General features: G+C 44.5%; 10 protein-coding genes and 2 rRNA genes. 7 read left to right on the top strand and 5 right to left on the bottom strand.

Annotated features, from left to right (window positions below; genetic code table 11):
• Positions 1-71 precede the first annotated feature (71 nt).
• Positions 72-731 carry a ribosome biogenesis GTP-binding protein YihA/YsxC gene (gene yihA / locus L5M11_RS16100; RefSeq protein ID WP_263192721.1) on the bottom strand — a complete coding sequence of 220 codons (660 nt, stop codon included), beginning with the start codon at positions 729-731 and terminating at the stop codon, positions 72-74.
• 168 nt (positions 732-899) lie between these two features.
• Here yihA and L5M11_RS16095 point away from each other — a divergent pair, with 168 nt between their 5' ends.
• The 5 genes from L5M11_RS16095 to hemN all read left to right on the top strand — a co-directional run bounded on the left by L5M11_RS16095 (position 900) and on the right by hemN (position 5807).
• Positions 900-1523: a c-type cytochrome gene (locus tag L5M11_RS16095; RefSeq protein WP_105250761.1), complete on the top strand. Its 624-nt coding sequence runs from the start codon at positions 900-902 to the stop codon at positions 1521-1523.
• An 815-nt stretch (positions 1524-2338) separates the two neighbouring features.
• Positions 2339-2977, top strand: coding sequence for a class I SAM-dependent methyltransferase (locus tag L5M11_RS16090; RefSeq protein WP_263192718.1), 639 nt, complete (start codon positions 2339-2341; stop codon positions 2975-2977).
• A gap of 90 nt (positions 2978-3067) precedes the next feature.
• Positions 3068-3628: a Der GTPase-activating protein YihI gene (gene yihI / locus L5M11_RS16085; protein ID WP_105250763.1), complete on the top strand. Its 561-nt coding sequence runs from the start codon at positions 3068-3070 to the stop codon at positions 3626-3628.
• 73 nt (positions 3629-3701) lie between these two features.
• Positions 3702-4169, top strand: coding sequence for a DUF2489 domain-containing protein (locus L5M11_RS16080; protein WP_263192716.1), 468 nt, complete (start codon positions 3702-3704; stop codon positions 4167-4169).
• 261 nt (positions 4170-4430) lie between these two features.
• Complete coding sequence (hemN, locus tag L5M11_RS16075; protein ID WP_006084752.1) at positions 4431-5807, top strand: oxygen-independent coproporphyrinogen III oxidase; 1377 nt, start codon at positions 4431-4433, stop codon at positions 5805-5807.
• Positions 5808-6171: 364 nt separating this feature from the next.
• Here the strand turns inward: hemN and add are convergent, their stop codons facing one another.
• Positions 6172-7167, bottom strand: coding sequence for an adenosine deaminase (add, locus tag L5M11_RS16070; protein WP_263192714.1), 996 nt, complete (start codon positions 7165-7167; stop codon positions 6172-6174).
• Positions 7168-7377: 210 nt separating this feature from the next.
• Between add and L5M11_RS16065 the strand changes: the two genes are divergently transcribed.
• Together L5M11_RS16065 and L5M11_RS16060 are read left to right on the top strand one after the other, a co-directional pair.
• Entirely contained in the window at positions 7378-9189 is a 1812-nt protein-coding gene (locus L5M11_RS16065; protein ID WP_263192713.1) for a DUF885 domain-containing protein, read from the top strand.
• 95 nt (positions 9190-9284) lie between these two features.
• On the top strand, positions 9285-10268 hold the full coding sequence (locus tag L5M11_RS16060) for an alpha/beta fold hydrolase (RefSeq protein ID WP_198573810.1): 984 nt from the start codon (positions 9285-9287) through the stop codon (positions 10266-10268).
• On the opposite strand, the gene L5M11_RS16055 is transcribed toward L5M11_RS16060, so the two are convergent.
• The 3 genes from L5M11_RS16055 to L5M11_RS16045 form a co-directional block, all read right to left on the bottom strand.
• A complete protein-coding gene (locus L5M11_RS16055; protein ID WP_263192711.1) occupies positions 10225-12675 on the bottom strand; it encodes a GGDEF domain-containing phosphodiesterase in 2451 nt (816 codons plus the stop codon). The genes L5M11_RS16060 and L5M11_RS16055 overlap by 44 nt on opposite strands.
• A gap of 300 nt (positions 12676-12975) precedes the next feature.
• Positions 12976-13091 (bottom strand): 5S ribosomal RNA (gene rrf, locus L5M11_RS16050).
• A 189-nt stretch (positions 13092-13280) separates the two neighbouring features.
• Positions 13281-13509: ribosomal RNA gene (locus L5M11_RS16045) — 23S ribosomal RNA — on the bottom strand; the annotation flags it as partial.

Genomic DNA, 13509 nt, shown 5'->3' with positions numbered 1-13509 from the left:
AAAATTACAGGAAAAAACAGAGGGGCGGCATACACAGTCAAACTCGACCATGTATGCCAAAACAGGCAATATTATTCGGCGTTGTTCGCCGCATCTAACTCATCAGTCAACCATTGCGGATGACACCATTCATTTAGAATAGCCAACACTTTAGGCTTACCGGTTCCTTTAAGCGATGAGAAAGGCTCAACTTGTACCCAGTCACCAAACTCACTCAACGCCAGACGCACTTCATTTACCGTTTTCATCTTAGCGCTTTGAGCTAATTTGTCTGACTTGGTCAGCAAAGCTAACACTGGGATTTCACTGGCAACCGCCCACTCGATCATCTGCATATCGAGATCTTTTAGTGGATGACGTATATCCATCAAGACAACCACGCCACTTAAACAAGCGCGTTTTTGCAAATATTCACCTAATGCCTGCTGCCATTTATTTTTCAACGCAAGCGGGACTTGTGCAAAACCATAGCCAGGTAAGTCAACTAAACGACGCAGAGCATCTAACTCAAATACGTTAATTAATTGAGTTCGACCTGGGGTTTTACTGGTTCTTGCTAAACTTTTTTGCTCAGTTAATGCATTGAGTGCACTAGACTTTCCAGCATTAGAGCGGCCAGCAAATGCAATCTCAACTCCAACATCGCCGGGCAGATATTGATCCAAATGTGCAATGTCAGGTGCACTGATTAAAAACTTTGCCCTACGAAAATCTATACGAGATTCAGTCACTATTTACTCCGAAATTTTTCTACGCAATACCATAATTTATGAAGAATTACTTACTTTTCCACGTTTTCGTGTAAAATATTACTCCGATCACATTAATCATATTTTACCACGCTTGCGGGTCACCCTAGTAAGCTCAGGATAATAATCTTAACCAGAAGTTGGAACGCCATGAAAAAGCTAGCTCTTGCGCTGTCTGTTGTAATTGCCGCCATATCTTCACCTGCGATTGCTGAAGGTAATGCTGAAGCGGGAAAAACGAAAATCATTGTCTGTTCGGCCTGTCACGGTATGGACGGTAACAGTATGATCGATATGTACCCCAAAATTGCGGGCCAACACGCCACTTACCTCCAAAAGCAACTACATGATTTCCGTAGCGCAGCACAAACTGGCGGTAAAGATGGTCGTATGGATCCTATCATGAGTGGCATGGCAATGCCTCTAAGCGATCAGGATATTCTCGACATTAGCGCATATTTTTCTAGCCAAGCAATCCAAGTGGCTGAAGCAAAAGATGTTCCTGAGTTAGGCGCTAAACTTTACAAGGGTGGTGATGTTTCTCGTGGCATTACCGCTTGTATGGCATGTCATGGCCCAGATGGTAAAGGCGCTGAGCTTGCAGGTTTTCCAACGCTGGCAGGCCAACACGCAAACTACATCAAGATCCAGCTGACAAAATTCCGTGAAGCGGGCCGCCATAATGACTTGAATGGCATGATGCAAGATGTGGCTAAAAAACTAAATGATAGCGATATCGACGCGCTATCAAAGTATCTTTCTAGCCTGAAGTAATCTTCGCGAGTGAAAAGAAGGGTGTATTGTCACCCTTTTTTTACACCCCAAAGTTGACGTGGACGTAAACTGCAAAGATTCGTGCTTGACATAGATCACAGATTTCGGTTTAATAAGCCCCGTACCGAGATAAACCCATCTGTTTGTACAAAAAGATTAATAATAACTTACAGGTTTCGGTATAATTAACGTTCAAGATATAAGAATAAAGATACTCAATAACAATAATATACTTAAGACCACTCTCTAATAATAACAAGAGTCGTGATTTCCACTTGAAATCCAGGTCAGCACAATTTTGTAAGGGATGGCCGATAACGCCAATTTGCTTCTAGCAAAACACCTTACACTCAGGGTAACTTGCCCCATCAGGACATAGTTTACATGATGTAAACTGTAGCAAAGGAAGCGATAAGCTTAGGATGCACTGGCTGGATGCTTGTTATCACAGGAAGGTACTTAAGTAACATGGATGGTTAACTCGACGTCAATGATGACGATGCTTTAAAAGATGTGTCGCGAGACCATCTACGGAAACTGTAGTCAGGATGGCGACAGAAAAAATAAAGTGTCTGGAAGACCGTTAACAAAAATAATGCAGGGAAAGCAGTAAAAAAAAGAAGGATACCGACCGGGAAAGTCGCATAGCAAGTATGGATACTTGGAATCAGGATAAGGTGCTAAAGCACCCTTTGTAAGGCGGCAGTTAAACTGCCGCCTTTTTTCTTTTGTAACACCCCATTAGTGTCTAAAATGTGCACTCAACCAATATAATTGGTACAATCAAAGCCTTAATAACCACTTCAGCAGACTCAATGCCCAGATGCCCTCTTTGTCATAACAGTCAGACACGACTCCTTCATCAAGATAAAAAGCGGAGTTTTTATGTTTGCAAGACATGTGAGTTAACCTTTGCGGATGCGAATAGCCATTTACCCCCCGCGGCAGAGAAGCAAAGATACGGTCGTTCCCGCATAGCGTCGAAGCAAAAACAGTTATCGCAATTTATTTTGCCGCTGTTAGCGCAATTAGAGCAGCGACAAGCGGGCTGTTTATTAGGATTGAATTTTGGCCGCATACTCGATGATGAGAGCCTGACGACCATAGAAAATGCGGGCCACAAGTTAAATCAATATGATCCCTTTTTTGCCCCTAATCATGACGTGTTAAAGCTAGAGTATGATTTTATCTGCTGTTATCGGGTGTTTGAGCATTTTCAAAACCCTATAAAAGAGTGGACTTTGCTCTCTCGGCTACTGCATTCTGGTGGTTGGTTAGCGATAAGCACACCATTACTGACTGGATTAGATGGTTTTGCTAAGTGGCATTATAAGAACAACCTCACCCATGTGAGCTTTTATCAGCGACAAACCTTCGAGTACCTCGCAAACAATAGCGATTTTGATCTATTATTTGCCGCAAAGGACCTCGTTTTGATGCAAAAAACATCATAATCTGGTATAACACTCGGCCTAATTTCGCACCTTGTAGACAAGCTCACCCTTAGTCTGCAAGGCCATACGTTGTAAATAATTGAGAAGACCATGTCTCGTAGCAAGAAAACACGCAAGGGCGGCGAGAACAGCCCTAAGTTACAGCCAAGAGTGAAGAAGCAAGATCGCGCTGTAGCGACTGGCAAACGTAAAGATTCTGGCAATAAATCAGGTAGTCGTCATAACGAAAGCTTAATTTTAGCGCAAGCGCCGCAACAGCAGGCCGCTAAGAAAAAAGACCCGCGTCATGGCAGTAAAAAGCCTGTGGCTTTAGCGATTCCTGCGGCAGTGGTAACAGATAAAGCCGCTCAGCCAAAAGTGAAACAAGCTAAGCTGACTGACGAGCAAAAACTGCTGAAATTGGAAGAAGATCCAAGACTAAATCAGCTGTTAGATATGCTTGAAGAAGGCCGCGACCTCAACGAGGTTGACCAAAAGTGGTTAGATCAACAGCTAAATAAGATTGAAGCTCTGATGATTAAACTGGGCATTAGTGACGATATGGATGATGACACACCTTCATCACCTGCTAAGTCTTTGTCTGACGATGAGTTGTTCGACAAGTTCGAATCAGGCGCTGACTTACTAAAAGATTATCAAGACAAGTTCTAACCTCTCAGTGCTAAGGCATAGGGAACTCAGTTTTTAGCTGTGGCTCCTTATGCCATTCATATAAGGAGTCTCTGTGTCTACGACTATCATTATTCTCGGTTTTATCATCAAAGTAGCGCTAAGTAGCTACGCCACCTTCTTAATCCTAAAACTCAAGCAGCAAAAAAAGCGTCAGCAGGCTGAACAAGCCGAGCGTGAAGTCACGGCGAATGCAAAACGCGCCCAAGTTTTAGATGATATCCGCTATATCGCCACCGCTATGATTGAAGACCGCTGTGAGATCTCTGAAGGCGTGGTCAGGATTGGGCGATTATTTGAAATCCTGTCATTAAGTGAGCGTGTGGCTCCCGATTACCCTTCATTATTCAAACACTTTGAGTTAATTAAAAATCATCCCATCATGGATGCTCGTCAAGCCTTGCCTAAGCAAGAAAGAATGAAGTTAGACTTGATCAGAATGAAGTCCGAAGCCGCATTAGAGCAAGGCATTAGTGATGATGCGAAAAAACTGTCGGATTACCAAGCCAAAGCGATGCATTAAACCAGCCCATTGCTATACCTCAAGACCACTTATATTGTGGTTTTGAGGTTATCTCGATAAAACCCGCACCAATCTTACCCTCCTTACTCCCGTGAGCCTGCGCACAAAACCGCCAAATATCGACAGACAAGCGTACTTTTTTGATAGATATTGCGTAACTTCTAAAATGACAGACGTCATTTTTACAACCTAGATCAAGTTTATTTACTTAAGAACCTTGCATACTTCGCTTGTTGCTAATTTACCCACGGAGGACACGCCTTGAAGCAGCCCACTCAGATTAGCTGGGATCAGTCGATGATCGAAAAATATAACTACAGCGGTCCCCGTTATACCTCTTACCCAACGGCATTAGAGTTCGATGACACATTCACCGAACAAAACCTGCTGACGGCCATTGAAAATAGCAAAAGCGATAAACTGTCGCTGTATATTCATATCCCGTTCTGCGCCAAGCTTTGTTATTACTGCGGCTGTAATAAAGTCATCACCCGCCACCAACACAAAGCCGATCAGTACATTGAATATTTGAGCCAAGAAATTATCAAACGTGCGCCCCTGTTCAAACATTACAGTGTGACCCAAATGCATTGGGGCGGCGGTACACCCACGTTCTTAAATCCAGAGCAGATTCTTAAACTTACGTCATTGATTAAAGCTAACTTTAACTTTGCGGAAGAAGGCGAGTACTCAATTGAAGTCGATCCTCGCGAGATAGAGCTGTCAATGCTCGACACGTTGAAAGAAGCGGGCTTTAACCGTATCTCCATCGGCGTACAAGATTTCAATAAAGAAGTGCAAATTGCCGTTAATCGCGAACAAGATGAGCAATTTATCTTCGACTTAATGGCTAAAGCGAAAGCCATGGGTTTTGTGTCGACCAACATAGATTTAATCTATGGTTTGCCACACCAAACGCCAGAAACTTTTGCCGTCACTATGCAGCGCGTTTTAGATTTATCGCCTGACCGTCTGTCGGTATTTAACTATGCTCACTTACCTGCGCGCTTTGCCGCTCAACGTAAGATCAAAGACGAGCATTTACCTTCGCCAAAACAAAAACTCGAAATGCTGCACCAAACTATTGAGACCTTAACTGGCGCTGGCTACCAATATATCGGTATGGACCACTTTGCTAAACCCGATGACGAGTTAGCCAAGTTGCAGCGCGAAGGCAGACTGCACCGCAACTTCCAAGGTTATACCACCCAAGAAGAATGCGATTTGTTAGGTCTTGGCGTATCATCCATCAGTCAGATTGGCGACTGCTATGCGCAAAACCAGAAAGATATCCGCCCTTACTATGAGGCCATAGATAAGGAAGGCCATGCTTTGTGGAAAGGTTGCAGCCTAAACCGTGATGATGAAATCCGCCGCGTCGTGATTAAACAGCTGATTTGCCACTTCGAACTGGATATGGCGAAAATTGATGAGAAACTGGGGATTAACTTCGAAACCTATTTCGCAGAAGATCTTAAGTTAATGCAGACATTTATCGATGATAAGTTAGTTGAAATCGTCGACAGACAGATCACTATCAGCCCTACTGGCCGTTTATTGATCCGCAATATCTGTATGTGCTTCGATCTTTACTATCGTCAAAAAGCGCGTCAGCAACAGTTCTCACGCGTGATCTAAAACGCTTATTGCTGCACTCGCAAACGCTCACAAAAAATCCGACTCTAGAGTCGGATTTTTTATTTATAGCTATTTTTATTAATGACTCAGAGCTTATACCAATCGTATTAAATATCTGTTCATTCAGCGGGAGTTCAACGCGCTTTAGACAAGGCGAAGGCTTGAAGGCATAGTGGTGCTCTGTCGAAAGCCTTAAACGCAGTATAAAGCGCGTTGAAACCCGACCCTTGGGAGCCACACAGGCATCCCACTCCCGTGTTGCATTGACTAAAAAGGGAATAACCATTTCTGCGTCAATGCGCCTCGGATTGAAATGCCTGTGAGGCTCTGAACTGATTAGATATTTAAATGTGATTGGTATTACTTATACCTTAGCGACATAGAGTGCTTTGCGCTCACTGTCCGATAAAAATGCCATTTCAACGCCGTTACGTTGCACCTGCGCTAACTCAGCATCGGTTAACTTGAGTTCAGATTTGGCGATACGATACTCATGATTAATATCGATAGCGCTCACACCGGGATCATCGGTATTTAGGCTTATCAACACGCCTGCATCCATAAAGGTTCTGAATGGATGCTCAGCGTAAGAAGCCACAGTAGAAGTATGCAAGTTACTGGTTGGGCAAGATTCGATGCCAATACGGTGCTTAGCAAGATATTCCATCAGCTTAGGATCGTGAATCGCGTTCACCCCATGACCAATTCGAGTTGCGCCAAGTTCTTGAATCGCTTGCCACATACTTTGTGAACCCGCAGCTTCACCGGCGTGAGCCGTAATCGCAAGGCCAGCATCACGAACACGTTTAAAGTGATCGTTAAATAACTCGCCAGGGAAGCCTAATTCATCACCGGCTAAGTCCATAGCCACGAGATGTTGTTTATGGGCGAGTAAGCCTTCAAGTTCTTGAGTACAAGCAGCTTGACCAAATGAACGTGACATAATGCCAATCAAATTGATCTTCACGTTATAGTCTTTTAAGCCCGCTTTAACGCCGTCAACTACCGCCTCAACTACGCCTTCAATCGGTAACTTATGGTTCATCGCCATATAGTAAGGACTAAAACGTAACTCAGCGTAATCTAAGCCAGATAACGCCGCATCGGCAACGTTTTCATAGGCGACGCGTTTAACCGCATCCAAATCTGCGAGTACAGCAACCATCCAATCGAGCTTCTTTAAGAAGGCGACTAAGCTAGTTTCTTTCCCCTGAATTTGCACAAAAGGTGCGAGTGTCTCTAAAGAATCGGCAGGTAGCGCAATGCCGTGTTGGTGTCCTAGTTCCCAAATGGTATTTACCCGCACATTACCGTCTAGGTGACGATGCAGATCCACCAATGGAATGGATGTATCAATCATATTTAACCCCTATTTGAACTACCCAGCCAATGCTTTTGTTATTTGGTCGCGGGCGGACACTAAGTTTAACACGCATTTTCGGGGGCATTTATGCGCCAAACGCATTTAAATTCACATTCAGTCACAATTCTGCTTAATATCCATACAAGGAACGGCCGCATTCATCAGGCATAATGACTTCAATAACAAAGAAAATATCAGAGATCTAACATGCATAAACTCTTAACCCCCAGTTTATTGATATGCGCATTAGGCGCCTGCAGTGCCACTCAAACCACAAAAAATATTCAAACCCCATCGGCACAGACAATATCAGCAGCACAGTCGCAAGTTGAGCCAATCGCTCCCGCGCTGCAAGCGATTATCGACCCAAGCTGGCAATTACAGCTCAGTGCGAGTCCTGAAATGGCTTACAGCATGGGCGATGCCAGTGCAGCAGGAAAATTAGCGGATCTCTCGCCAGCCGCGCTCGCTAAGCTTAATCAAGGTCAAATCGCAGTACTAGCGCAGCTCAAAGTACTCGACCGCAGCAGTTTGAGTAAAGAAGATAAGATTAACGCTCAAATACTGGAAGATCAGATCCAAAACGATGTCGACCTATATCGTTTCAAGGATTATTACCTGCCCATTACGGCGGAAAGCGGCTTCCACGCTTATATCACGTCAATCGCACAGGGAAGATTCAGCACCCTTGAGGATTACCGCAACTATATTGCCAAACTCAATACTCTCCCTACCTATTTCGCCCAGCAAACCCACTGGCTAAAACAAGGATTAGCCGAGGGAATAACGCCGCCAAAAGTAACACTCAATGGCTTTGAAGACAGTATCAGTGCTTATATCGTCCCTGTTGAAAAGAGCAGTTATTTCAAACCTTTTACTCAATATCCCAGCTATTTCACTGAGGCACAAAAAACTCAGCTGACCCAAGAAGGCCGCGCTTTAGTTGAGCAAAAAGTTCTACCTCTGTACCAAAACTTTTATGATTTCATGACTAAAGAGTACATTCCCAATGCACGGGAAAATATCGCGGCCAGTAGTTTACCTAACGGCGCAGAATTTTATGAGAATAGGGTACGTTATTATACGACCTTGAATATGACGTCGACGCAAGTGCATGAACTGGGCTTAAAAGAAGTACAACGTATCCGCCAAGAAATGGAACAAATCATCGCGTCAGTAGGTTTTAAAGGCAGCTTTGCCGACTTCTTACATTTCCTGCGGACCGATCCCCAGTTCTACACCACCAGTGCCGAGCAGTTACTCAAAGAAGCGGCATTTATTGCCAAAAAAGCCGATGCCATGCTACCTAAGTACTTCGGCAAACTCCCACGCCAACCCTATGGTATAGCGCCAGTGCCCGCCGAAATTGCACCGAAATACACCACTGGGCGATATTCAGGATCGAACAGCGATGATGAACCCGGTTACTACTGGGTCAACACTTATGCATTGGATAAGCGCCCACTCTACGAGCTAGAAGCCTTAACCTTGCACGAAGCCGTACCTGGTCATCATCTGCAAATATCACTCAACTCTGAGCTAACCTCACTCCCAGATTTCCGTCGTTATGGCTATATATCTGCCTTTGGTGAAGGATGGGGGTTATATTGCGAATATTTAGGTTTAGAAGCTGGTTTCTACCAAGATCCATATAGTAACTTTGGGCGCTTAACCTATGAAATGTGGCGCGCGGCCCGTTTAGTCGTAGATACTGGCATGCACGCCCAAGGATGGAGTCGTCAACAAGCCATCGACTTTATGGCCAGCAATACCGCACTATCACTGCACAATGTCACTACCGAAATTGACCGCTATATTTCGTGGCCAGGACAAGCCTTGTCCTACAAGATTGGTGAGTTAACAATCAAACGATTACGTGCCAAGTCAGAACAGGAACTCGGCGACAAATTTGATATTCGTGCATTCCACGATGCTGTGCTCGAAAATGGCTCTGTACCTATGTCGATCCTCGAACAGCAAATCAATGATTTTATTGAAGCGAAAAAGGCGACACGCTAAGTTAATGAAATTCATGGGAGTCGGTATTTTCAGACTCCCATGGTTGTCTGTTACACTCTAACAAACCATTCAAGCCAAATGATTTGCGACTGAGTATGAGCCAAGCCAAAGCGACATTTTCGACTGAACACGATTTAAATACCTCAGAGCAGCAAGCCTTCTGGCAAAGCGTTGTTCAAGACACGCTAGCCTCTGCCGACGGCGTCACGCTGGCCTATATGATGGTCAAACATCCCCAAGCGCATACCGCAATCGTTCTCAGCAGTGGCCGAGTCGAGTCCTATTTAAAGTATCAAGAATTGGTCTTCGACTTATACCAACAAGGTTACTCTGTTTATGCCATAGATCACCGTGGCCAAGGGCTGTCAGATCGTATGACAATCAATCCACACATGGGCCATGTGCGAAGATTCAATGATTATATTGATGATTTTGCACTATTTATGCAGAAGATAGTGTTACCACAAAACGACAAACAACTCATGCTACTTGGCCATTCAATGGGTGGCGCGATTGGCACTTTGTATCTCAAACAGCATCCCGATATTTTTACCGCCGCGGCATTTTCAGCGCCCATGTATGGCATTAAATTACCTATGCCAAAAGCGTTCGTACGCTGGTTAGCCAGTAAACTCGATACCACACTCAATGGTGGCGAGCCTAATTATGTACTTGCAGGACAAAACTATAAACCTGTTCCATTCAAAGGGAATGAGCTAACTCACAGCCAAAGCCGATACCAAGCCTACCGAGAATTGTATGATGCTGCTCCTAAGTTACAACTCGGTTCACCCACTAACCGTTGGTTGACTGAATCTTTAGATGCGGCAGATACTTGCGTACTGGCAACGGCACAAATTCGCACTCCGATACTGATACTGCAAGCGAGTGAAGATAAGATTGTTGATAATGCGGCCCAGAATCTCGCCGTGAGTACCCATTGCCAATTGAAAGTAATCGCTGGGGCCGCCCATGAGATTTTTATGGAAAAAGACGCCTGCCGAAACCAAGCCTTAAACTATGCTCTCGACTTCTTTAAACGCTACGCAATAAAGGACGAGGACAAACAAGCTGGATAAAGTCCGCTTGGTTTAAGGCTCGACTGAATAAATAGCCCTGATAGCCATCACAGCCAAGTTCAACAAAAGCTTGATATTGTTGGGATGATTCGACACCTTTGGCGACAACGCTCAAATTGAATTGCCGCGCAGAGGTAATCAGTACATTCACTTTTGTTGGCATTGTGGTTAATGAATAGATACAACTCATATCCAATTTAACCGCAACTAATGGCTGATTAGCTAAGCAGCTCAAGGCACTCAAACCCGAACCGAAATGATCGAGGATGATGCCTACACCTGCTTCAACTAACTTAGAGACACGCTCATCGACAAACTGTGGTTGCATTAACAATGCGGCCTCATTGAGCTCAATACCCAGTTGATTAGCCACAATACCATGCTCCTTAACTAACCCAACGAATGCATCAACAAAATCAGCCTGACCAAATGAGAATGCACTGATATTGAGAGTCAAAGGAGGCAAACTCCTTCCTTGAGCCCGCGATTTCTGAATAAACAGACACACCCGCTTAGCCACCCAAAGATCAAGCTCAGCAATAATTCCCCCTTGTTCTGCTAATGCCACAAATTCAGCTGGCGGAATAAACTCTCCATCAGCACGATACCAACGCGTGAGCACTTCAGCCGAGACAAGTTCACTGGTCGCATTGATCACAGGCTGGAACATTAACGTTAAGCTATCTTGTTGTAATGCGGTTTGTAATTCCTGTTGCAACAGCTCATCACGGCTCTGGCGAAAGTCCATTTCAGCATGGTAAAAAGCGCACCCAGCTTGACCTGCTTGCTTAGCGCTTAACGTTGCCAACTCGGCACGACGCATCACTAAAGCAGGATCTAAGGTTTCTATACTATCGAGTAAACAGATCCCCACACACGCGCTCAGCTCAAAGTGATGATGACCGTAATGGAATGGTCGAGCAATCACTTGCCTTAACTCACTCGCAAGGGCTAAAGCACGACGAGCAGCGACTGACGCATCTGCCGCTAAATCTTTAGCAAGCAAAACGAAATTACCAGACTCTAATCGGCCGACCGTTATATTTTCAGTGAAATAACTCGATAAACGGGCCGCGATTTGCGTTAACAAGCGCTCTAATTCATGGGAATTTAAAGTGGCGACCAATCCTAAGCGATCCACCTCAACGAGCAGCAATGCTCCCCATTGCCCCGAACTATTACCTTGGGTTAAAAATTGCGATAAACGCCCCATAAAGACATCGGGCAACATCTTGCGACCGACAACAGATTGATCCACAAGCTCAGTAATTGCAGCATGGTTCTTCGCGCTTTCTGACACATCCATATGAATGCCTATCATGCGAGTCGGGCGCCCTTGGGGATCCCAATCAACTAACATACCTCGGTCTAACACCCACACATAATGGCCATCTCTATGCCGTAAACGGTGAACACTTTCAAATTCTTTACTCTTTCCGCTAACGTATTCCTGTAAAGCATCTAACACAATCTGCTTATCTTCGGGATGTAACCGCGTCTCCCATGTCTGGAATACTCCAGCCAATTCATCAGGCGCATAACCAATCATCTCTTTCCAGCGATCAGAAAGAAAAACCTCCCCAGTACTAATATCCCAATCCCAAATACCGTTACGCGAACCTTCCACAGCAAATAACCAACGCAATTCACTGTCATTCAGCTGTTTAACTGCCCGACTTAAACGCTCATGTGCCTGCTGCAAACTGGCTTGCAAAGATAAAACTTCAGATGAACTCCAAGGTATCGATGTCGAAAAGGAAGAAGTGCCTACCTGCTTAGCTGCCTCGCTCAACATTTGGAATGGGCGGATCAACAGGAAATATAAAATAAAGGTAAAGCCAATCAGCAATAATCCGCCAAGGCCCCAAACCCGCATAAAACGTTGCTGTAACTTAGCAGAAGCTTCGGCCACTAAAGGGGCTAAATCGGCTTCAAGATAAATCAAATCAACAGCCCCACCATACTGGGGAAGAACGGGATAATATGCTTGAATAGTTAAACGGTCGAGATTAACGAGGATCTGCGGAAGAAAAGCTTGAACCACAGAGCGGTGAAGGTCTGCATCATAACCATCGATGACTTGAGTCGCATTGCTATCACGCCACACAGTATGATTAGCAAAACGAATACGGCTTTCAGCATCAACCAAGATATACACCATAGTGCCCATATCCAGCGCAGCTAAGGAAACTTCCTGCTCAATCCGCTCCACATCCTGTAAAGCTTGCGCCGATTGAACCACATTCTGCATGCGGAACAACTGTTGCTTTATCAAAACCGACTGTCGCTGCGCAAGTTCAGCCCTAACTTGATCACTTTCGAACAGGTACTCGCCTATGACCAACACTAAATATAGGGTCAGCATACAAAGAGGAAGCAATACCGCGAGCGAAAGCTTACGAAGCATAGGCAACAGATGGCCGTTAACAAAAAAATTAATATTTTTGTATGCTAACGGGAAACTAACCACTAAGCAAAAGGACTTATCAAACTAAGCGAGATCTTCATGTAAATAATCAACTTAGAGTATAAAAGTCTGAAATAAAGGAAGGAAAAAACGTAAAGAACTAGCAGAAGAACCAAAACTAAAATGAATAGAACAATACTCGATAGCATTGGTCTTTAAATGACAATTTCTACAAATTACAGACGCAAAAAAGCCAGCTTATTCAGCTGGCTTGGTTACATCTCAATGAGATAATTAGGCGCTTGGCGATGACCTACTCTCACATGGGGAGACCCCACACTACCATCGGCGCGTTTGCGTTTCACTTCTGAGTTCGGGATGGGATCAGGTGGTTCCACAAGGCTATTGTCACCAAGCAAATTCTGTTTATTACCGTGTCCATCTCTGGCTCACGCTAATAATAATTCGGAAAGCTGATTTGCTTTGTTTGAGTTCAACAAGTACAAGGATGTACTTGATGTCATAAATGCAGGAGCATTTTATGACCACTTCATCAAGTGTCGATATTCTGTCTAAGGCTTCTTTGTAAAACCCATCTGGGTTGTATGGTTAAGCCTCTCGAGTCATTAGTACATGTTAGCTCAACGCCTCACAACGCTTACACACCATGCCTATCAACGTCCTAGTCTCGAACGGCTCTTTAGAGGAATTAAATTCCTAGGGATGACTCATCTTAGGGCTCGCTTCCCGCTTAGATGCTTTCAGCGGTTATCGATTCCGAACGTAGCTACCGGGCAATGCCATTGGCATGACAACCCGAACACCAGCGGTTCG

The sequence above is a fragment of the Shewanella sp. SM87 genome, from assembly GCF_025653705.1.
GTDB classification, from domain to species: domain Bacteria; phylum Pseudomonadota; class Gammaproteobacteria; order Enterobacterales; family Shewanellaceae; genus Shewanella; species Shewanella oncorhynchi.
This window is presented reverse-complemented; position numbering and strand designations above follow the sequence as displayed.